Here is a 21,190-nt window from a genome sequence, read left to right on the forward strand (position 1 = left end):
TCGTCGCTGAGTTGCCTACGTGTCACACCCAGCGTCCTACCAGGTCCTGCCCCCGCAAGGGACCAAAACCCGAGATTGATCACGACCTCACACAGACCCTAGGACACCACGTCCTTGCGGCCGAAGCCGCGGAAGGCGAGGGCGACGAGCACCAGCGCGTACGTCACCGACACCGCCGTCCCCTTCAGCATTCCACCCCACTCCAGGTGGGGCTGGAGCGCGTCGGCCCAGGCGAACTGCCAGTGCGCGGGCAGGAACTCGCGCCAGGAGCCCAGCGCCGTGACGGCGTCCAGCACATTGCCCACGATGGTCAGCCCGACCGCGCCGCCCACCGCGCCCAGCGGTGCGTCCGTCACGGTCGAGAGCCAGAACGCGAGGGCGGCGGTGACCAGTTGGGACAGGAAGATGTACGCGACCACCAGGGCGAGCCGGGCGAGGGCGTCGCCCGTGCCCAGCTCGCCACCGGTGGGCAGGCGCAGCGGCCCCCAGCCGTACGCCACCGTGCCCACCAGCAGCGCGACGAGCGGCAGCAGCACCATCGCCGCCGCGCTGAACGCCAGCGCCACGGCCAGCTTTCCGGCCAGCAGCCGGGCCCGGGGCACGGGCGCGGCGAGCAGATAGCGCAGCGAGGACCAGTTGGCCTCCGAGGCGACGGTGTCACCGCAGAACAGCGCCACGGGCACGACCAGCAGGAAGGCCGCCGAGACGAAGAGCGCGGTGGCCGCGAGGTTGGCGCCCGAGGAGGTGGCGGTTTCCATCAGGGTGACCCGGTCGTCCCGCCCGTCGGGGGTGCCGCCGATCGCGAACGCGGCGACGAGGACGAACGGCAGCGCGGCCAGCACCACGCCCATCACCAGGGTGCGGCGGCGGCGCAGCTGCCGTACCGCCTCGACCCGCAGGGGCAGGGTGTGGCGCGCCCGGTAGCCGGGCGCCGCCTCCGTCGCGGAGCTCACGGAGCTCACGGAGCCGCTCATGCGGACCTTCCTTCGATCAGCGTCAGGAACGCGTCCTCCAGGCGCCGGTTGGGCCCGAAGCTGGTCACCGGGATCTCCAGCCGCACCAGTTCGGCGAGCAGCCGCGCCGGGGTGGCGCCGTCGATCAGGACGAGCAGTCCGGTGTCGGTGCGCGCCGCGGAGGTGATGCCGGGCAGGGCGCTCACCTTGTCGACCAGGGCGTCGCTCAGTTCGCCCTCGTGGCCGACCAGCAGACTCTCCCCGGTGCCGGTGATCTCCCCGACCGGGCCCGCCTGCACCAGTCGGCCACGGTCCATGACGACCAGATGGGTGCAGGACTGTTCGACCTCGGCCAGGAGATGGCTGGAGACGATCACCGTGCGGCCGTCGGCCGCGTACCGGATCATCACCTCGCGCATCTCGCGGATCTGGGGCGGGTCGAGCCCGTTGGTCGGCTCGTCCAGGATGAGCAGATCCGGCAGGCCCAGCATGGCCTGGGCGATGGCGAGCCGCTGCCGCATGCCCTGGGAGTACGTGCGCACCGCGCGCTCCAGCGCGTCGCCGAGCCCGGCGATCTCCAGCGCCTCGTCGAGGTGCGCGTCCTCGGCGGGCCGTCCGGTGGCGCGCCAGTACAGCTCCAGGTTGGCGCGTCCGGTCAGATGCGGCAGGAAACCCGCGCCCTCGACGAAGGCACCCACCCGGGACAGGACGGGTGCGCCGGGCCTGATGGCCTGTCCGAAGACGCGGATCTCCCCGCCGTCCGGGCTGATGAGCCCCATCAGCATGCGCAGCGTGGTGGTCTTTCCGGCGCCGTTCGGGCCGAGCAGCCCGAGCACCTGTCCCTTCTCGACGCGGAAGGAGAGGTCGCGTACGGCGTACCGGTCGGCGGACTTGGCGTAGCGCTTGCTGAGGTCGGTGATCTGCAGCGGTACGTCGGCCAGCGCCGGGTCGTGCGGTGGCGCGGCCGTCGGCCGACGGCCGGTCAGCAGCAGGGCGAGCGCCACCACGGCGCCGCCCAGGGGCAGCCCCCACACCCACCACGGCAGGGAGGCGGGCTGGGTGTGCACCCCGGGCGCGGTGGGCACGGTGAGGCCGTCGCCCGCGAGTGCGACGCGGTACGTGGCGGGCTGCGCCGGGGACGCGTAGCCGAGGTCGGTGGAGGCGAGCACGAGCCGCAGGGAGTGGCCCGCGATGATCTCGTGGTCGACGGCGGGCAGCCGGAGCGTGGCGGTCTTCCCCTTCTTCGCGTCGGTGACGCGTACGGGGGCGACGAGCTGGGAGGGCAGCACCTGCTGTCCGTCCGGCCCGACGTCGTACACCTTGGCGAAGAGCACGGCGTCGTCGGTGTCCGCCCGGACGCGGACCTTCACCTCGGGCGTCCCGGTGATGCGCAGGGGTTTCCCGAGCGGTGCGGAGTCGAAGCGGGCGAACTGGCCGGGGATGTCGAGGGAGAGGCCGATCCCGAGCGAGGACGCCTGGGACAGCGCGGCGATGCCCGGCACCGCGGAGACCGACGGCGGTCCGCCGCCGGGCGGGTTCGCGAACGACTGCTCGCGGCCGCGCAGCGCCACGGTTCGCCGGCCGTCCTCCAGTCCGGGGTAGCGGTCGCCGGTGGCGCCGCGCATCTGGAGGGCGCCGTTGGTGGAGTCGACGCCGCCGGCGCGGGTGACCCGGAAGGCGGGCCCGGTGTCGGTGCCCCGGTCGCCCTTGAGGTAGCGGTCGAACCAGTCCCGGGTGCGTGCCTGGACGCGCCCGGTCTCGCGGTCGCCGCCGTCGTGTCCCCCGTCGGTCCAGTCCACGTCGACCGGGGCGCCGTTGGCCTTGATCGCCTTGGCCATCGCATCGGCCTGGCCGAGCGGGAAGAGGGAGTCGGACTGGCCCTGGAAGATCAGCGTCGGGGTCTTGATCCGGTCGGCCACGGCGGACGGGCTGCGGGCCTCCAGCATGCGCCGGGCCGCCTCGTCCGGCTTCCCGGCGACCGCGACGCGCTCGTACATCGCGCACAGTTGCTTCTCGAACCGTCCGCAGCCCTGATTCCGCCCGTCCGCGGTGGGCGGGGCGCTCGGGCCGCTCGGGGCGGCCTGACCGCCCTGACTTCCCTGACCGCCCTGACTGCCCTGACCGCCCTGACTGCCCTGACCGCCTCCGCCGCCCTGACCGCCTCCGGGCGCGTTTTCGGAGTCCTGGGAGCCCTGGCCTTCCTGTCCGCCGCCGGAGAGACCGGCCGAGCCGGTGGTGAAGAAGAGCCCGGCCCACAGCTTCTTGAAGACGCCGTTCGGGAAGAGCGCGTCGGCCAGGTTCCAGTAGGTGATCTCGGGCGCGATGGCGTCGACCCGCCGGTCGTACCCCGCGGCGAGCAGCGACAGCGCGCCGCCGTACGAGGCACCGGCGACGCCCACGCGCGGATCGCCCCGGGCGTCGAGCCGCACCTCGGGCCGCTTCGCCAGCCAGTCGATCAGCCGCCGGGCGTCGGCCACCTCGTGGTCCGGGTCATTGATCCCGATCTTGCCGGTCGATCTGCCGAAGCCACGCGCCGACCAGGTCAGCACGGCGTAACCGTCCCGGGCCAGGCCCTCGGCCTGCTGCCGGACGTCCTCCTTGCTGCCCCCGAAGCCATGGGCGAGCAGCACCGCGGGGCGGCGGCCCTGGCCCGCAGTGAAGTACGAAGTGTCGAGGCGCGTCCCCGGCATGTCCAGCACCCGGTCCTCACGGTGCACGGCGGGCCGGTCGTCGGCGGCTACGGCGGCCCAGGTGCCCGTGCCCGCGAGGACGGCGACGGCGGCCACCGTCGCGAGCAGCCGCCGACCGCGCAGGGTCTTTCGGAGATCCATGACAGAACCCTAGGCATGAGATGCCGACGTCGGAGCTGACATCAGACGGATTCCGTCCTGCTTCTCAAGGAGTATCCGGCCACGCGCCGTACACCGAGTGCGGTACGCCGCGGAGCCCGCCGGCCGACGGGCTGCTGCTGCGGGGCGGTCCAGCGGCCGCGTGCTCAACGGCGCTGTCGCGGGACCGCTGTTCCGGGCGTCAATGATTCACATCGGCCCGTAGCGGGGTGCGCGCGGGCGACGAAGAAAGCGCACAAGCGCGGTCAGGAATAATCCTTGCCCATCACACTCGTAAAGGTTTCCGGGTCGACGGTGAATCCGCGGATGACGCCGTGGATTCCCCATTCCCCCGATTCGTCCCGGGTGAACTCCGCGACCGTGGCCGCTGTGGCTCCGGAGACGCCGGTGAAATCACCTTCCAGCAGCTCGGTATATCCCTCGACAATCCGGACGCTGGCGTTCCGGACATCGCCGAAGGTCTTCCGCCCGGCGCTCTGCTGGATGGCCACACCCACCACGACGCGGGAGTACTCCTCCGACAGCCGCTCGAACTCCAGCGTCATCGCCTCGTCGGTGCCCAGTCCCTGGCCCGTGCGGCTGTCCCGGTTGAGGTAGATCGTGCCGTCGGGCGACCGGCTGTCGAAATGCACCAGGTACGCGGGTTCACCGTACGGATCGGACGCACGGTAGGTGCCGGCGACGATGTCGAGATCATTGGCCGGTTCACCACTGGCGCTGGGGTCCCACTTGAGCGCCACCTCGATTTTCCCGAGCCCCTTGTTCAGACCACTCATCCAGACTTCCCTTTCGCCTTACCGGTGTTGAATACGCGTCCGGTCAATCCTATCGTGCGCAAGGCCAGTTGAGGCTTTGGCCAGGGACGGAGCGCCCGGCGCTCCGGGTGATCGGCGATCTTCCCGGGCCGCCCGGCATTCCCCCGGTGTCCCTCCCGCGAGGGCGGCTCTCTACTATGGGCCTCCGTACTAACGGAGGTAAGCGTCTGACGGCGGAAGGAAGCGTCCATGCGGCGGCTGGGGGATCTCGAGGCGGAGATCATGGATCGCCTGTGGACGTGGCGGCGCCCGGCGACGGTGCGGGAGATCGTCGACGACATCAACACACAGCGGCCGGTCGCCTACACCACGGTGATGACCGTGGCCACCATCCTCTACAACAAGGGCTTGCTGCAGCGCGGCAAAGAGGGCCGGGCCTGGCTGTACTCGCCGGTGCGCAGCCGTGAGGAGTACTCCGCCGCGCTGATGGAGGACGCGCTGGGCACCAGCCAGGACCGCCCCGCGGCCCTCGCTCATTTCGTCGAGCAGATGGGCCCCGAGGAGGTCAGCGCCCTGCGCAAGGCGCTGCGGGCGGCCGGGCGGCGGAACCAGGAGTGATTCCGGCGCTCGCCCTGGCCTGCTATGCGGCCGCGGTCGGCACCCTGGCCCCGCGGGCCCTGCTGCGCAGCGCCTGGCCGCACCGCTCCCCCGCACTCGCCGTGGCCGCCTGGCAGGGACTGAGCGCGTCGTTCACGGTCGCGCTGGCGCTGGCCGCGTACCACTTGGCCGTCCCGACCGGACACCTTGGCGCGGGGATGTCCGGCTTCCTCCACTTCTGCGGGGTGACCTGGCACGCCCGCGTCCCGCTGCCCGCCCCCTTCGACGTCCCGGCCGCCGTGCTTCCGCTCCTCGTGGCGCTGCTCACGCTCGTCCGCTTCGGCCACGAGGTGCTGCGGGCGCGGCGGGCCCGCTCCCGCCACATGGGCGTGCTGGACGTGGTCGGGCGGCGCTCGGCGCGGCTGCGCGCCACCGTCCTCGACCATGAGGTGCCCGCCGTGTACTGCTTGCCGGGCCGCTGCCCGCGCGTGGTCGTCAGCACGGGCGCGCTGCGCGCGCTGTCCGGCGCCCAGCTCGACGCCGTACTGGACCACGAGCGCGCCCACATCGCGGGCCGCCACCATCTGGCGCTGGCCGCCGCCGAGGCGTTCGCCAGGGCCTTCCGGTGGCTGCCGCTGGCGCGGGCCGCCCGGGAGCAGACGGCGATGCTGCTGGAGATGGCGGCGGACGACCGCGCGCTGCGCCGCCACTCGCGCGAGACACTCGCCACGGCGCTGTACGAGATGGCGGCGGGCCGCACCCCTCGCGGGGCGTTCGCGGCCGGTGGCCCCGGCGCCCTGGTACGGCTGCGCCGCATGCTGGGCCCGTACCGCCGCCCGAACCCCGCCCTCCGGCTCGCGGTGGCCACGGCCGCCGCGCCCCTCCCGCTGCTGCCGGTGGTGATCGGCTGCGCCCCGGGGATGATGTAGCCACCCTGGGGCACCGCGACCGCCCGGATTCAGAGCCGGTCGAGTCGATCAGAGCCGGTCGAGGATCTTCCGCAGGGTGGTCACCTCGGCGGACTGGTTCTTGATGACGTCCCCGGCGAGCTTCTTGGCCGCGGCGGTACGGCCGCTCTTCTGCTCGTCCTCGGCCATGGTGATCGCGCCCTTGTGGTGGTGGATCATCATCTGCGCGAAGGCGCGGTCGAAGTCGGCGCCCTTGGCGGCCTTCAGCCGGTCCATGTCCTTCTGGGACATCATCCCGGCCATGCCGTCCGATCCGTGATCCATGCCGGGCATGGAGTCCGAGGACGGCGAAACCGGCTTGCCCCAGGCGTTCAGCCAGGACTTCATGGTCGTGATCTCGGGGTCCTGGGCCTTCTCGATCTTCCCGGCCAGGGAGGTGATCTGCCCGTCCCCGGCGCGGCCGTCCGCCAGCTTCGCCATCTCCAGCGCCTGCTGGTGGTGCGGGATCATCATCTGCGCGAACGAGACGTCCGCGTCGTTGAAGTCACCCCGCGCCGGGGTAGCGGTGGCCTTCGCGGAGGCGGAGGAGTCCTTGCTCCCGTGATCCATGCCCTTCATGTCGTCGTTCCCGCCGCAGGCGGCGAGCAGCAGCCCGCCCGTGGCGACGATGCCCACCACCGCCAGGCGGCGGCCTCGGGGACGGCGGGGTGCGTGCTGGAAGTTGGTCATGCCGATGTACTTCATGCCGTGTGTGATGTCGGTGTTCCAATGTCTGCGTTCTGCTGGGTGGCGGGGGTACGGCCTATATCCGCAGGACCGACAAGGTGGCGAGGCCGGGACTCGGCGAGGGAGGGGCGGGCCGCGGTACGGCGGCCACCGGGGCGGACCGGGGCGGGGGCGGGCCACGGCGCCGTACGAGAGCGGCGTGCGGTACGGCCGTGAGTCCCGAAGTCGTCGTGAGAGGGCATGGCGGGCTTGTCCGCTCGCGCCCACCCCATCGCCCCGTCCCCCATCGCCCCGTGCGTCCCGCCGGTGGCGTGTGCCGAGGCGCCCATGCCCGCGCCCGTGCCGCCATCGGGGTGCCCCATGGAGTGCATCAACAGCACACCGAGCGCGAGCACGACGACGAACAGGAGGCGTCGCAGGACACCGCCCGCTCGCACACGTCCGCTCGCGTTCACACCGCTCCTCCGACGACGACAAGGACGGGTGGCCCGTCGCGACCACCTTACTGCTAAGGCAATTAGTAGCATGACAGGGTTCCGCCGACCGCCGGGGCGGGGGCCGGGCGAGGGGATGCCACCATGGAGGGTAAAACACCTGAAAATACGGACATAGTCTTATAGAGAGACTGGCCTCGAGGGCCCGGCCAGTCCGTCCGGGCCTCGCAGAGCGCAGGTGATCGCGTGGGTGTAAACGATCGGCACCCGGCACAGGACCACGCCCCGGCGCAGGAGCATGCCCCCGCCTGGGAGGCGGAGCGGGCACGGCTGAGTCTGCTCGAAACCGCGAGTGAGGGGCTGGGGGACGCCGAGTTGCTGCGGCTGGCACTCGACCATCTGGTGGCCGGGCTTCAGGGCCTGGGCGGCATGGCGCATCTGCGCAGGCCGGACGGTCTGGGGCTGCGGCTGGTGGCGACCTGTGGTCTCAGCGGTTCGCTGCTCGGACCGTGGCAGACCATCGAGTGGGGCGAAACGGCCGCTCCGATGGCCGCCTTCCACGGTGGCGCCGCCGTCTGGGCCGCCGACCCGGCAAGCCGCGATTCCCTCGCCCGGAGCATCCCGCCGGGTATCTGCATGGCGGCCGTCCCGGTGCCGATGACCGCGGGCGCGCCGCTCGCGGTGCTGTCGGTGCTGACGTCCACGCCGCGGGCGGGTGACGCGGCCCAGCGCGCTCTGGCCCGGACGGTCACCGGCTGGCTGGCCCAGCGGCTGCGGCTGCTGGCGGAGGGGGCCGGAGACGCAGACCGGGCCCGGCGGCAGGAGGAACGCCGGGCGCAGGAGCAGCGGTCCGGCCCCTGGCTGCAGGGGGCGCTGCGTACGGCCCGGATCGGCGCCTGGGAGTGGGATCTCCGTGGCGCCACCCTGACCTGCGACGATCAGGCGCAGACGCTGCTGGGGTTCGAGCCCGGCGCCTTCGACGGCCAGGTCAACACGTGGCTGAGCGCCATCCACCCCGAGGACATGCCCTGGGTGCAGGCGGTCTCCAGCGCCGAGTCGCTGCGCGGCCGCAGCGAGTACAGCGTCGAATACCGGGTGCGGCAGCCCGACGGGACGTACCGGTGGGTGCAGGCGCGCGGGACCGTGGCCGCGCTGACGGACGGTGTTCCGGCCCGGGTGGTCGGCACGCTGTGGGACATCACCGAGACCCGCCGCTCCCGGGACGCCTTCAGCCGTGCCCTGCGGTACATGGGCGACGGGTTCCTGGTGGTCGACGAGGACGGGCGGATCACGTTCGGCAATGTCGAGGCCGAGCGTTTCCTCGGGGCGTCCGGGGAACTGCGGGGCCAGGTGCTGTGGGAGCTTCCGCGGGCGCGGGCGATCGGAGTGGAGCCGCGGTTCCGGCGGGCGGCGGCAGCGCGGGCTCCCATCAACTTCCACGCCCGCTGGCCGAACAGCAACCGCTGGTACCACATCCGGCTGGTCCCGGTGCCCGACGGGATGACCGTGCACATCACGGATGTCACCGACCGCCGGGCACTGGACGCCGAGCGCTCGGCCGCCGCACAAGCCGCCACCGAGCGCGCCACCCGGATCGCGGAGCTGACCAGTGCCTTCGCCGAGGCGCTGACCACGCGGGACGTGGTGAAGGCGGTGGCCGACCGAGTGCTGCCGCCGTTCGGGGCGACCGGGCTGATCTGCCAGCTCATCGAGGACAAGCGGCTGCGGGTGGTGGGGTCCACCGGCTACTCGGACACGTTCCTCGGCTTCCTCGACAACGTTCCGGTGCCGCCGGAAGCCCCGCTCCACTCGCCCGTCACCGAGGTCCTCGGCTCCCGCAGCCCGCTGTTCATCTCCTCGCCCGAGGACTACGCCAAGCGCTACCCGGAGACGGTCGGCTATCTGCCGCTGAGCGAGAAGAAGGCCTGGGTGTTCCTGCCCCTGGTGGCCTCGGACCACCGGGCCGGTTACTGCGTCGTCTCCTTCGACCGGCCGCGCCACTTCAGCGAGGAGGAGCGCACCCTGCTGACCGCGATCAGCGGGCTGGTCGCCCAGGCGCTGGAGCGGGCCCGGCTGTACGACGCCGAGCACACCCGTGCCCAGGAGCTGCAGCGCGGGCTGCTTCCCCGTACCCTGCCCGCGCTGCCCGCCGTCACGGCCGCCGCGCGCTATCTGCCGGCCGGGGAGGGCATGGAGGTGGGCGGCGACTGGTACGACCTGATCCCGCTGTCCGGGGAGCGGGTCGCGCTGGTCATCGGCGACGTCATGGGCCACGGGCTGTCGGAGGCGGCCACCATGGGGCGGCTGCGCACCGCCGTGCACACACTCGCCGATCTGGAGCTGCCGCCCGATGAGCTGCTGACGCATCTCAACGATCTCGTGGGCGCGCTCGGCGACGACTTCTACGCCACGTGTCTGTACGCCATCTACGATCCGACCACCAGCGTGTGTGCCTTCGCGTGCGCGGGTCATCCGCCGCCCGCCATCATCCACCCCGATGGCACGGTGCACTCCCCCGGTTTCTCCCCCGACCCGCCGCTCGGCGCCGCGACCCCGCCGTTCGAGACCATCGAGGTGCAGCTGCCGGAGGACAGCATCCTGGTGCTGTGCACGGACGGGCTGATCGAGTCCGCGACCCGGGACATCGATCACGGCATGGCGTATCTCTCCCGCACCCTGGCAGGCGCGCTGGCCACGACACCGGACCTGCTTCCGCGGCCGAGCGCCACCGGTGGCGGTTCGGTGGTGGACGGGGGCGGGGACCGTGTCCTCGGCCATCTCGACCGGCTGTGCGACACCCTCGTCGCCGCCCTGCTGCCCGAGCAGTCGCGCACCCAGGACGATGCGGCGCTGCTGGTGGCCCGTACGCATTCGATGACCGCGGACAGCATCGCGTCCTGGCGGCTGCCCGATGCGCCGATCGCCGCCGGGGAGGCCCGCCATCATGTCCGGGACCAGCTCGGCGCCTGGCAGCTGGACGAGCTGGCCATGACCACCGAGCTGCTGGTCAGCGAGCTGGTCGGCAATGTGGTCCGGCATGCCAAGGGCCCGATCAGGCTGCGCCTGCTGCGCAGCCGCAGCCTGATCTGCGAGGTGTCGGACGGCAGCCCCACCACGCCGCGGATCCGCCGGGCGTCCGACACCGACGAGGGCGGGCGGGGCCTTCAGCTGGTGTCCGCGCTCTCCCACCGCTGGGGCACCCGCTTCACCCCGACGGGCAAGTGCATCTGGGCGGAGCAGTCGCTGCCCGCGGGCTGATCGCTCGAGGGACCGGTCGGGTCAGGCGGCCGGGCGGCCGGACACCTCGCTCGCCAGCGCCTCGATGTCGGCGGCGGTCGCCAGGTCCGGATCGCCCACGGTCATCCGGGAGGCTCCGGCGGGCAGTCCCCGGGCCCCTTGTGCGTGCTTGATCCGGCCGATGCTGGGGCCGAGGAGACCGACGGTACGGTCCACCCGGTCCTGGAGGGCGGCGAGCCGGGCCGGGTCGGTGGTGTCGTCGCGCAGCGCCGCGGCCAGGTCGAGGAAGGGTTCGGGGAAGGCGGCCGAGCAGCCGGAGACCACCCCGGCGCCACCGGCAGCCAGGACGTCGGCGAGCCGCTGGTCGTTGCCGGAGTAGACCTCGAACTCCTCCGGGAGTTCGGCGCGGTAGGCGGCAACTTCGGTCGAAGGGGTACCGCTCAGCTTGACGCCGGCCAGCCCGCAGGAGGCGGCCAGCTTGCCGAATTCCACGGGCCCGACCGTCAGACCGCTGCGCTCGGGGAAGAGGTACGCGTACAGCTGGACATCGGGGGCGGCGAGCCGGATCCGGCTGAAGTACGTCTCCAGTTCGTCCGCGCTCGCGGGCAGGTAGTACGGGGTGAGCGCGGCGACGCGGCGGACACCGGCCGCCACTGCGGCCCGGGTGAGCCGGACGGCGGTGTGCGCGTCGGCGGCGCCGATGTGCGCGATCACGCCGTCGGCACCCGCCTCCTGCAGCGCGGTCTCGACCAGCAGCAGCCGTTCGCCCTCGCTCAGCGCGGGGAACTCTCCGGTGGTTCCGGCCACGAGCAGCTGTCCGGTGGTGCGGGCGGCGAAGCCGTACTGGGCGCGTGCCGCGTCCAGGTCGAGATCGCCACTGGGGGTGAACGGCGTGGTGAGCGCGGTGACGACGGTGCGCTGACGGTCCATGGGCCTGACTCCTCACTCGGAAAACCGTTATCCGTTTTCGGTTAACCGTTGACAGAGATCGTAACCGTGGCGAAAACTCATGCCACCCCCCAGGGCCCCACCACATCACTCCAGGAGCCGCATGTGATGTCCGAACATCTCGTGACCCTGTACCACCTGAACGATCTCGGCGCCGATGAGCTGCGCCGGCTGCTGCCCGGCCACCCCGATCTGCGCATCACCGAGATCGGGCCGGACGAGGACCCGCACGACCACCGGGACGCGCTCGCCGATGCCACCATCGTGCTCGCCCCGCTGGAGAAGGAGCGCAGGATCTCCGCGGAGCTGCTCGACGGGATGGAGCGCTGCCGTCTCGTGCAGTCGGTGGCCGTCGGCTTCGACGGCGTCGACCACCTCGCCGCCGCCGAGCGCTCGATCCCGGTCGCGAACCTCCCCGGCTTCAACACCGACGCCGTGGCCGACTGGACCGTGGGCGCCCTGCTCTCCCTCCTGCGCCGCTACGCGGCGGGTCACGCGAAGATCGAAAACAGTGGCTGGGGGCCCGAGGGGCTGCGGGGGCGCGATCTGTCCGCGCTCACGGTGGGTATCGCCGGGTTCGGCAGTATCGGCCGCGCCGTCGCGCGCCGCCTCGACGGGTTCGGCAGCGACGTCCTGGTGCACGACCCGGTGCCCTCCGAGCCGGACCGTACGTATGTCAGCCTGGACGATCTGGCCTCGCGCTCGAATGTGCTGACGCTGCACATGCCGCTGAACGAGGCCACCCGTGGTGTCGTCGGGGAGGCCCTGCTCTCCCGGATGCCCCGGGGCTCGTATGTCCTCAACGCCGGACGTGGCGGTGTGCTGGACGAGGACGCGCTGGTCGGGGCACTGGACTCGGGGCAGCTGGCGGGCGCCGCGCTCGATGTGTTCGCCGAGGAGCCGCTGCCCGCCGGCTCCCCGCTGCGCGGCCGGTCCGACGTGCTGCTCACCCCGCACACGGCCGGGGTGACGGTCGAGGCGTACCACGCCATCCGGGCGCGGCTCGTCGAGAGCGTGGACCGGGTGCTGTCGGGCGAGGCCCCCCGCAACGTGGTCAACGGCGTCATCAGCGGCGGCGTCCGGCCGTCGGCGGGGGTGTGAGCGACGTGGCTCTCGGCAAGACCTCCGTGCGGGCGCCCGTCGCCGCCGCTCCGAAAAGACCGGGGGGACGCGTCGGCAAGGTCCGCTTCGTCGTCCTCGGGCTGCTGTTCGCGGGCATCACCATCAACTACATCGACCGCGCCACGCTCAGCGTCGCGCTGCCGCACATCACCGATGACCTCGGCCTGTCCGACGGGGTCGGCGGACTGCTGCTGTCGGCGTTCTTCTGGACCTACGCCTTCGGCCAGATGCCCGGCGGCTGGCTCGCCGACAAGGTCGGCCCGCGCATCATGCTGGCCATCGCGAGCCTGTGGTGGGGACTGGCCACCGCGGCGATGGGTCTGGCCCGCGGCGTGACGTCGCTGGTGGGCCTGCGCGCCCTGCTCGGCATCGGCGAAGCCCCCAGCTTCCCCGCCAGCGCCAAGGTGGTCTCCCGCTGGTTCCCGGCCTCCGAGCGCAGCTTCGCCTCGGCGACCTTCAACAACGGCAACGCGGTCGGCGGCGCCCTGTCCATCCCGCTGGTCACCCTGGTGGTCACCGGCCTCGGCTGGCGCTGGGCGTTCGCCATCGCGGGCGGCCTCGGCGCGCTGTGGGCCATCGGCTGGTGGCTCTACTACCGCGACCCGAAGGACCACCCGAAGCTGGGCGCCGCGGAGCTGGAGTACATCGAGTCCGGGCAGGAGCAGACCACGGCGGAGGAGAGCGCGGCCAGTGCCCGCATCGGCTGGCGGGACCTGTTCCGCTTCCGGATGATCTGGGCGATGATGCTCGGCTTCTTCTGCGTCAACTTCGTGGCCTACTTCTTCATCACCTGGTTCCCGACCTATCTGGTGGACAACTACCACCTGGACGCGCTGCACTTCGGCTTCCTCGGCATGATTCCGGGCATCGCCTCCATGCTGGGCGGCTGGAGCGGCGGCCTGTTCTCCGACTGGCTGGTGCGGCGCGGCACCGAGCGTACGAAGGCGCGGAAGATCCCGCTGGTCGGCGGCTTGCTGGGCACCTCGGTGATCGCGCTCGCGGTCGTCTCACCGGGCGTCGGCACGGCGCTGACCGCGCTGTCGGTCTCGTACTTCTGCTCCACCTTCGCGGCGGCCAGCGTCTGGGCGCTGCCCGCCGATGTGGCCCCGACGGCCGCGCACGTCGGCTCGATCGCCGGAATCCAGAACACGGCGGCCAACATCGCGGGCATCCTCTCCCCGCTGCTGCTCGGCGTACTCAAGGGCATCACCCACTCGTTCGTGCTGCCCCTGACCCTGGCGGGGTGTGTGGCCCTGCTCGGCGCCGCCACCTATGCCTTCCTGCTGCCGAAGGTCGAGCGCCTGAAGATGGCGGGGTGAGAAGGGAATCGGAATGATGGGGGAGGGCCCCCGCCGCGCCCTGGTGAAGAGGGCGCGGCGGGGGCCCGGGTGGGTCAGCGGTCGCTTTCCTGGAGGAGCGAGCGCACCATGCGGCACGTGGTGTTGGACGGCGGGTGCACCCCGATCCGGACCGCGGTGGCACGTATCTTGCGGTTGCGCGCCTGCTCGGGGCGGTACACACCGGAGTTGAGCAGGGCGATGGCCAGGCGCATGGCCTTCAGCCGGCGGTTGTGGGTCTCGTACCACTCACGCGGACGCCCGGCGGGCATGCGCTTCTTGGGCAGGGTCGTAAAGCTCGGCAGGTCCGGAAGAGGGGTTGCGGCAGCGGCCATCGGCATCCTCCTGGGACAGTCGGTCTCGCTCTCTTTCACTGCCTCCATTCTACGGCGGGGCACTGACAAAGCCTCCTGGTCAGACGCCAGATGACCGGGATTGAACGGGCGTGGCGGGAGGCGTCTCGCGGTACGGTTGCGCCATGGAGATCTGGATCAATCCGGCGTGCTCGAAGTGCCGCAGCGCGCTCAGTCTGCTCGACGCGGAAGGCGCCGGGTACACCGTCCGCCGCTACCTGGAGGACGTACCCAGCCCGGACGAGATCCGCGGCGTACTGGCCCGGCTCGGACTCGAACCGTGGGACATCACCCGGACGCAGGAGGCCGCGGCGAAGGAGCTGGGGCTGAAGGACTGGCCGCGCGACGAGAGCGCGCGCGACCGCTGGATCACGGCGCTCGCCGAACACCCCAAGCTGATCCAGCGGCCGATCATCACCGCCGACGACGGTTCCGCGGTGGTGGGACGGACGGAGGAGGCGGTACGGGAGGCACTGTCGCGCTCCACGGAGTGACCGGGGCGCGCCACGAGATCGGCCCTGGTCCCCGTGGAGCACACGGGGACCAGGGCCCACGGCCGTAGGGGGTGTGCGCCGCCTCAGCGGCCCCGGCCGGTGGTCGGCTGCGGACGCAGCAGGAAGCGCTGTGTCTTGCCGCTGGAGGTCTTGGGCAGCTCGTCCACGAAGTGGATCCGGCGCGGGTACGCGTGCTTGGCGAACCGGTCCCGGACGAGCTGCTGCAGCTCGGTGGCGAGCGCCTCCCCCGGCCGGGCACCGGGGCGCAGGACGACGAAGGCCTCGATGACCTCGCCGTACTCGTCGTCGGGGATGCCCACCGCGGCGGCCTCCGTCACGGCGTCGTGCTCCTGCAGCACGCTCTCCACCTCGAAGGGGCCGATGCGGTAGCCCGCCATCAAGATGACGTCGTCGCCGCGCCCGGAGAAGAACAGATCGCCCTCCTCGTCCTGCGCCGCGGTGTCGCCGGTGTAGAACCACCGCCCGTCGGGGCTGAACTTCTCGGCCGTACGCTCGGGGGCGCCCAGGTAGCCCCTGAACCACATCAGCGGGCTGTCCGCGATGTCGATCGCCACCCGGCCGGGGACGCCCGTCGCCGCCTCGGCGGAGTTGGTGTCCTCGCGCAGGATCTTCACCGACCAGCCGGGCAGCGGGCGGCCCATGGAACGGGACTTGAGGTCGGTGCGCAGCGCCGCGTTCCAGGCGTGGGCGATGACCATGCCGGTCTCGGTCAGGCCGTAGTGGTCGCGTACGGGGACACCGAGCGCCTCGCGCGCCCAGTCGACGACGTCCGGGGGCAGCGGTTCACCGGCCGCGGAGCAGCAGCGCAGCCGCAGGTCACCGGGGGCGGCGCCCGATGCCCGCAGCTTGCGGTAGACGGTGGGCCCGGCGGTGAAGTTGGTGACGCCGTAGCGGGACAGCACGTTCCAGGTGTCCTCGGCTGAGAACAGGCTGTTGAACAGCAGGCTGCGGCGGCCGAGGGCGAGCGGAGCGATGATGGCGTAGTACAGGCCGTACGCCCACCCCGGGTCGGCGGCGTTCCAGAACACATCGGTGGTCTGGTGGTCCAGGCCGAACTCCTGGTACATCGCGAAGCCCGCGACGGCGTTCAGCGGGATCGGGACGGCCTTCGGGGAGCCCGCGGTGCCGGAGGTGAACAGCTCCACGATGGTGGCGTCGCCGCCCACCGCCACCGGCTCGGGCTGCGCGGTGTGCGACTCCAGCAGCTCCGAGAAGGCGAGGTCGGTGCCGGTGACCGGGCCGGTCGTGATGATCTGCCAGGGCCGCTCACCGGGGAAGCCGGCCTCCGGGTCCAGCTTCGGGCGCTGATCGGCGTCGGTGATCACGGCCTTGGTGCCGTTGCCGATGGTGCGCAGCGCGATGGCCGGCGGGGCGAACGCGGTGAACAGCGGCACCTGGACGGCCCCGAGCCGCCAGATGGCGAGGGACGCGATGAGCAGTTCGGCGGACTTGCTCATCAGGGTGGCGACCCGGTCGCCCGCTCCGACGCCCAGGGCGGCCAGGGCGCTTGCCATGCGCGACGAGCGGTCGCGGAGCTCACCGAACGTCATGTCATGGCCGGTCAGGTCCTTGCTCACCACGGTGAACGCCACGGCGTCGGACGGATGCCGGTCGCACAGCAGGTACGCGGTGCACGCCGCTGGCTCACCGAAGGTCTTGAGCAGGTCAGCCATGCGCTGTTCTGGGCTGGTCAAGAGGGCTCCTTGGACTGGTTTCCACACGTCGCGCCATACAGGAGGTCGGCGGCACCTTCCCGTTGGCCTGTACACGCTATCGCGCTTTTCGATGTGCTCCGCAGCCGTGTGCGGTGGGATTCCGGCTCGTCAGCGCGGTTTCACCCACCGGGTTTCCGCCGCGGCTCGGTGGCGGCTTCGTCGCGGCTCGGTCGCGGCTCGGTCGCGGCTCGGTCGCGGCTCGGTCGCGGCTCGGTCGCGGCTCGGCGGCGGAAGCCACAGCGGCACTCTGGCGTCACCCCGGCCCCCGGCCTACCGTTGCAGCGGTAGTGATACCGCTCGTACGGCTGGTCATGTCTGAGTACACCTTCCGGACAAGAGGTGAGCCTTGTTCCTCCGCCGAAGACGAGTCCGCCGATTAACGGTCGTCGCCACGCTCCTCGCCGCCCTGGCCGCCATCGCGGCGGGGCCCGCGGGGGCCGCACCCGACCGTACGCCGAGCGCCCGGCCGCCCCTCGTCGACCCGATCGACCCCCAGCGCTGGCGCAACCCCGACGACATGACATGGGCCGACTACCGCGCGGTCCCCGGCACCCGCTGGGCCGACCCGGACGTCAAGCCCACCCGGCGCACCTTCAGGGGCGCGCTGGTGCTCCTGGACTACCCGGACGAGGAGTTCACGGTCAGCCAACCGGCGGGCTCGACCCTGTTCGGCAACCCGCAGCCGTCCGCCTCCGGCATACCGCGTGACCGCCTGCCCCAGTTCTACGAGGACTTCCTCAACAAGCCCGGCGCGCTCAACAACGGTCACACCATCAACGAGTACTGGATGGAGGACTCCGGTGGCCGCATCGGCGTCGACCTGACGGCCTTCGGGGTGTACCGCATGCCCGCGAAGTCCTACCAGTACGGGGTGGAGGACTCGATGAACCCGGGCGCCTGCCCGGCCGGGGACACCTGCGACATGGACATCCGGGCCGACGGGAAGGCGGCCTGGACCGCCGACGTGGGCGGTGAGGAGACCAAGAAGTTCGACTTCGTCTTCTATCTCACCGCCGGGCAGGACGAGTCCTCCACCTGGCAGGAGTTCGGCCAGATGAAGTTCGCCGACCGGCAGGACGTACCGGCCGTGTGGGGTCCGCCGGTCGCCACCGGGAGCAACGCGGCGGCGACGCGCTACGTACCGTGGACGTCGTGGCAGGCCGCGGCCCGTATCTGGCCCAACGCGGAGGACGGCTCGTCCCTCCAGACCGAAAGCTCCGGCATGGCCGTGTACGCCCATGAACTCAGCCACATCCTGGGCATAGGCGACAACTACAACAACCCCTACGGCACTCCCCTCAGCCGCTCCTACACCGGCATCTGGGGCATGCTCTCCCGCGGCTCGTTCAACGGCCCCGGCGGCCCGCACACCCGGTGGCGGATACCCTCCACCGCCGGCGGTTCGATGGGCGCCCAGCATGTGCTGCGCGACAAGCTGAAGCTGGGCATCGTGGACGAGAAGAACGTGCTGCGCCTGGACCGGGACGCGCTGGCGGGCTCCGGTCTCGCCGTCGCCCGGGTCACGGCGCGTTCCGCGCCCCCGGGCGGCAAGGGGCTCGCGGGCGTCAACATCACCATGGGCAGCGATCTGTCACCGTCCTGCGACCGGAAGACCGACCCTCTGTGCGACGGCGGCGGCTACGACAACTACACCGTCGAGGTCGTGGACCGCATGGGCATGGACTCGTTCACCCCGGACAACGGCGTGCTGATCAGCAAGACGAAGAACAAGGACCAGGCCCCGTTCGCCTGGGTGATCGACGCCCACCCCGAGGACATCGACATGGTGGACTTCCAGCGCCCCGACGGCACCACGCAGAAGATCACCATGGGCGACTACCGGCAGCTCAGCGACGCGCTCTTCCACGCCGGGACCGACTCCGGCAGCCAGTACGAGTACATCGACCAGGCCAACCGGCTGCACTTCTACGTCCTCGACCTCAAGCGCGACCGGTCCGGGGTGCTCTCGTACACCATCGCCGTCAAATCCCTGGACGGCTCCGGGCCGCAGCGGCGTGGCGTCGATCTGGACCGTGGCGTGGCGAAGGGCCACCCCTCGAAGGGCCGCGCCATGTGCACCTTCGACCTCGCCAACACCGGCCGCGCCGGAAACGCGGGCGCCCATCTGGACTCGGATGTCTACCGGCTGTCGGCCACGGCCACCGGCCGGGGCTGGTCCACGTGGCTGCCCAACCAGCTCGCCACCGCCAGGGCCGGGTCCTCGGTGGATGTGGGCGTGGCCGTGACCGCGAAGAAGGGGGCCGACCGGCACGGCAAGGTCGTCCTCACCGCCCGCTCCGAGAGCGACCCGCACAAGACGGCCAGGGCCTCGTGCGCGGTGCGCACACGGTAGGCGCTGTACGTACCGGGATCTGAGGACGGCCCGCCGGGACACCGGCGGGCCGCTCCCGTACGTACGTCAGTCGGAGTGCAGGGGCACCCGGAGGGTGTCCGGCTCACAGCCGTGCGTCCCCGCGATGATCCGCGCCGCGCCCATGGTGAGCGGCACCAGGCTCTGCTGGTCCACCTTGTCAGGGGTGTCCCTCGGGTCGAAGATGTACATCGGCGTGGTGATCAGCTGCACGAGTGGCACACCCGTGTAGTAGAAGTACGCGCCGTCGGTGGCCGGGTTCGGTGCGAACGCGGTCGGCGACAGGATCCACGAGCGGCGCAGATCCTCCGCCGCGATCGAATCGGCCACCAGCCGCTCCAGCGCGGGCGCCTGGGTGGTGAACCACCAGCGCACCTCCGGGTCGTCGGTGGGCACGACCTCGCCGTCGACCACGACGGCCTGGCGGGCGGCGTGTTCCAGATGCATTTCGAGGACGACCTGCGGAAACAGCTCCGGATGCGCCGCGATGAACGCCTGGGTGCCCGCTGCCCCGGCCATATGGCCCGACGTCAGCAGGAACAGCATGTTGTGCGGGCGCAGCTCCTGGGGCACCGACGCCCAGAACCTGGCCTGCGCCAGGACGAGCGCCACCCCCGACGCGTCCTCCACCGCCGAGGCCCACGGTCCGTCATGGTGTGACCCGATGATCACCCAGTGGTCCGAGGCGCCGGGCAGGGTGCCCACCACGTTGTGGGTGGTCTCCTCGGTGATGGTGGCATCGGAGATGATCCGGCCCTCGCACGCGCCGGAAGCCATCAGCTCACGGACCCGCTCGCCGTCGCTGCCGCTCAGCCAGATACCGGGGATCGAGCGCAGCTCGGCGTCATAGGGCCAGTAGAAGTCGCTCGTCTCCCAGGGCACACCGGTGAGCAGCCCGACGTACGCCGTCGCCCCGTCCTTGATGGCGACGTCGAAGTCCAGCACATGCGGAAGGTCGAACGGCACGGTCTGGACCAGATCGGGGAAGACGCCCTCGGGGTCATAGGCGTCGGTGGCCCGGGCCTGCACCTCCGTCTGCGGCAGCTGGGTGAAGCCGATCTCCTGGACGGCGATGCCACCGCCCACGCCGCCGTCCTCCATCCGCACCAGCCGCCCCTCGGTGCCCTCGGTGGGGGTGGTGTACGGCAGGGCGAGGCCGGTGAAGCGGGTCACGTCGCCGGGGCGGCCGACGGGCCAGATCTCGAAGGCGGCGGAGCGCGGCCGCCAGACCGGTGTGGCCAGCGGCTCCAGCCGAACGTCCTCCAACCCCGTTTCCCGGAACTGTTCGGCGGCCCACTCCTCGGTCCAGCTGTCGGCGGAATAGCCCGCCCGGCGAATCCCTTGGCTGACGATCAGTTCGATCCATCCCATCATCTCCTTCGAGGTGGGTGCCCGATCGACGTACTTCTCCAGCGCCGGCCAGCCGTTCATCGCCATCCTCCTTCATCCCGACGTCCGGTTCATGCTCGGCGGGCGGTCTAAAGCTGGGCTAATGAGGCGCGGGTACGAAGCCCGGGCGAGGAGGGCAAGCCACGCGTTAGCGCACCTTTAGGGACGGCACAAATGATGGTCGCCGTATCCACTCCAGGGCTCGCCACGCGGCTCAGCCGCAGGTCAGCGCCCGATCATCCCGATTACCGGCCCGATGACTGATGGGAGTCGCGTGTGCGTGAGTCGTGTATGCGTACCGAGAAGGCAGCAGGACAGGGCTCGCAGCGCCCTGCGCGCCTGACGCGATGGTTGCGCCGTGCCCCGGTCGGCGTCGTCGGGGTGGCCGCCGTGGGCGCGGCCACCATGGGGCTGGTGGCGTTCGCCGTCACTCCGGTGAACGCCGAACCCGACGCCGCGGAGAAACCGTCGCGCGCCACTTCCACGAACCCGCTGCCCGCGCCGCCGCAGATGCGCGCACTGGATTTCCTCCTCGGGTCCTACACGTGCGCGTACACACCCCCGCCGGGCAGTAGGGCGGCGGTGATGCACCTGACCACGAAGCGGGCCATGGGCGGGCATTACTTCTACACCGACGCGACCCTGGAACCGGGCCATGTGGTCGGCCGGTCGTCGTTCGGATGGGATCCCGTGGACGGAAAGTTCATCGTCCAGTACCACGACAACTGGGGCTCGTCCGCGAACTACTCCTCGCCCGGCTGGAGGAACGGCCACCTGGTGTTCAAGGGGCCACTCAGCCAGGTGGTCACGCCCAGCGCCGCCGGAAAGACCGACGGCGTGAACATGGACGTGGTGGACGATTACCACATGCTCGGTCCAGGACATTTCAAGGACGCCACGAGTTTCACCTTCCCCGACGGAACTACCTTGCGCGGCAGCTACGACTGCCGTCGCCAATAGCGGTTTGCCGAGGGAAGTAGG

16 protein-coding genes are annotated in these 21,190 nt (G+C 71.4%); 8 read left to right on the top strand and 8 right to left on the bottom strand.

Annotation, left to right across the window (positions count from 1 at the left end):
• Positions 1 to 98: 98 nt before the first annotated feature.
• From ACFZCY_RS29440 to ACFZCY_RS29450, 3 genes are all read right to left on the bottom strand, one after another.
• Positions 99 to 974 (bottom strand): ABC transporter permease subunit, encoded by an 876-nt coding sequence (locus ACFZCY_RS29440; protein WP_391179773.1) that lies wholly within the window; start codon positions 972 to 974, stop codon positions 99 to 101.
• Positions 971 to 3,784: an alpha/beta fold hydrolase gene (locus tag ACFZCY_RS29445; RefSeq protein WP_391179776.1), complete on the bottom strand. Its 2,814-nt coding sequence runs from the start codon at positions 3,782 to 3,784 to the stop codon at positions 971 to 973. Before ACFZCY_RS29445 ends, ACFZCY_RS29440 begins: the two co-directional genes overlap by 4 nt.
• Positions 3,785 to 4,047: 263 nt before the next feature.
• Entirely contained in the window at positions 4,048 to 4,578 is a 531-nt protein-coding gene (locus tag ACFZCY_RS29450; RefSeq protein ID WP_391179779.1) for a TerD family protein, read from the bottom strand.
• 228 nt (positions 4,579 to 4,806) lie between these two features.
• Between ACFZCY_RS29450 and ACFZCY_RS29455 the strand changes: the two genes are divergently transcribed.
• Both ACFZCY_RS29455 and ACFZCY_RS29460 read left to right on the top strand, forming a co-directional pair.
• Complete coding sequence (locus ACFZCY_RS29455; RefSeq protein ID WP_391179782.1) at positions 4,807 to 5,175, top strand: BlaI/MecI/CopY family transcriptional regulator; 369 nt, start codon at positions 4,807 to 4,809, stop codon at positions 5,173 to 5,175.
• Entirely contained in the window at positions 5,172 to 6,083 is a 912-nt protein-coding gene (locus ACFZCY_RS29460; protein ID WP_391179785.1) for a M48 family metalloprotease, read from the top strand. The genes ACFZCY_RS29455 and ACFZCY_RS29460 overlap by 4 nt, the downstream gene beginning before the upstream one ends.
• 48 nt (positions 6,084 to 6,131) lie before the next feature.
• Here ACFZCY_RS29460 and ACFZCY_RS29465 read toward each other — a convergent pair whose 3' ends face one another.
• Positions 6,132 to 6,791 carry a DUF305 domain-containing protein gene (locus ACFZCY_RS29465; protein ID WP_391180195.1) on the bottom strand — a complete coding sequence of 220 codons (660 nt, stop codon included), beginning with the start codon at positions 6,789 to 6,791 and terminating at the stop codon, positions 6,132 to 6,134.
• A 677-nt stretch (positions 6,792 to 7,468) separates the two neighbouring features.
• On the opposite strand from ACFZCY_RS29465, the gene ACFZCY_RS29470 reads away from it, so the two are divergent.
• The gene (locus tag ACFZCY_RS29470) at positions 7,469 to 10,480 is read left to right on the top strand and encodes a SpoIIE family protein phosphatase (protein WP_391179787.1); all 3,012 of its coding nucleotides are present in this window, start codon (positions 7,469 to 7,471) and stop codon (positions 10,478 to 10,480) included.
• A gap of 21 nt (positions 10,481 to 10,501) precedes the next feature.
• On the opposite strand, the gene ACFZCY_RS29475 is transcribed toward ACFZCY_RS29470, so the two are convergent.
• Positions 10,502 to 11,389 (bottom strand): dihydrodipicolinate synthase family protein, encoded by an 888-nt coding sequence (locus ACFZCY_RS29475; protein ID WP_391179790.1) that lies wholly within the window; start codon positions 11,387 to 11,389, stop codon positions 10,502 to 10,504.
• A 126-nt stretch (positions 11,390 to 11,515) separates the two neighbouring features.
• Here ACFZCY_RS29475 and ACFZCY_RS29480 point away from each other — a divergent pair, with 126 nt between their 5' ends.
• Together ACFZCY_RS29480 and ACFZCY_RS29485 are read left to right on the top strand one after the other, a co-directional pair.
• Positions 11,516 to 12,508: an NAD(P)-dependent oxidoreductase gene (locus tag ACFZCY_RS29480; protein WP_391179792.1), complete on the top strand. Its 993-nt coding sequence runs from the start codon at positions 11,516 to 11,518 to the stop codon at positions 12,506 to 12,508.
• 5 nt (positions 12,509 to 12,513) lie between these two features.
• Positions 12,514 to 13,848 carry an MFS transporter gene (locus ACFZCY_RS29485; protein WP_391179795.1) on the top strand — a complete coding sequence of 445 codons (1,335 nt, stop codon included), beginning with the start codon at positions 12,514 to 12,516 and terminating at the stop codon, positions 13,846 to 13,848.
• Between the two features lie 74 nt (positions 13,849 to 13,922).
• On the opposite strand, the gene ACFZCY_RS29490 is transcribed toward ACFZCY_RS29485, so the two are convergent.
• Positions 13,923 to 14,207 (bottom strand): hypothetical protein, encoded by a 285-nt coding sequence (locus ACFZCY_RS29490; protein WP_391180197.1) that lies wholly within the window; start codon positions 14,205 to 14,207, stop codon positions 13,923 to 13,925.
• A 137-nt stretch (positions 14,208 to 14,344) separates the two neighbouring features.
• Here ACFZCY_RS29490 and ACFZCY_RS29495 point away from each other — a divergent pair, with 137 nt between their 5' ends.
• Positions 14,345 to 14,713, top strand: coding sequence for an arsenate reductase family protein (locus tag ACFZCY_RS29495; RefSeq protein ID WP_055553605.1), 369 nt, complete (start codon positions 14,345 to 14,347; stop codon positions 14,711 to 14,713).
• 83 nt (positions 14,714 to 14,796) lie between these two features.
• Here the strand turns inward: ACFZCY_RS29495 and ACFZCY_RS29500 are convergent, their stop codons facing one another.
• The gene (locus ACFZCY_RS29500) at positions 14,797 to 16,428 is read right to left on the bottom strand and encodes an AMP-binding protein (protein ID WP_391179799.1); all 1,632 of its coding nucleotides are present in this window, start codon (positions 16,426 to 16,428) and stop codon (positions 14,797 to 14,799) included.
• 367 nt (positions 16,429 to 16,795) lie between these two features.
• Between ACFZCY_RS29500 and ACFZCY_RS29505 the strand changes: the two genes are divergently transcribed.
• Entirely contained in the window at positions 16,796 to 18,802 is a 2,007-nt protein-coding gene (locus tag ACFZCY_RS29505; RefSeq protein ID WP_391179802.1) for a M6 family metalloprotease domain-containing protein, read from the top strand.
• A gap of 66 nt (positions 18,803 to 18,868) precedes the next feature.
• On the opposite strand, the gene ACFZCY_RS29510 is transcribed toward ACFZCY_RS29505, so the two are convergent.
• Complete coding sequence (locus tag ACFZCY_RS29510) at positions 18,869 to 20,251, bottom strand: M28 family peptidase (protein WP_391179805.1); 1,383 nt, start codon at positions 20,249 to 20,251, stop codon at positions 18,869 to 18,871.
• 249 nt (positions 20,252 to 20,500) lie between these two features.
• On the opposite strand from ACFZCY_RS29510, the gene ACFZCY_RS29515 reads away from it, so the two are divergent.
• Complete coding sequence (locus ACFZCY_RS29515; RefSeq protein ID WP_391179807.1) at positions 20,501 to 21,169, top strand: hypothetical protein; 669 nt, start codon at positions 20,501 to 20,503, stop codon at positions 21,167 to 21,169.
• Positions 21,170 to 21,190: the final 21 nt, after the last annotated feature.

The organism is Streptomyces sp. NPDC007983, assembly GCF_042958345.1.
In the GTDB taxonomy this organism is placed as follows: domain Bacteria; phylum Actinomycetota; class Actinomycetes; order Streptomycetales; family Streptomycetaceae; genus Streptomyces.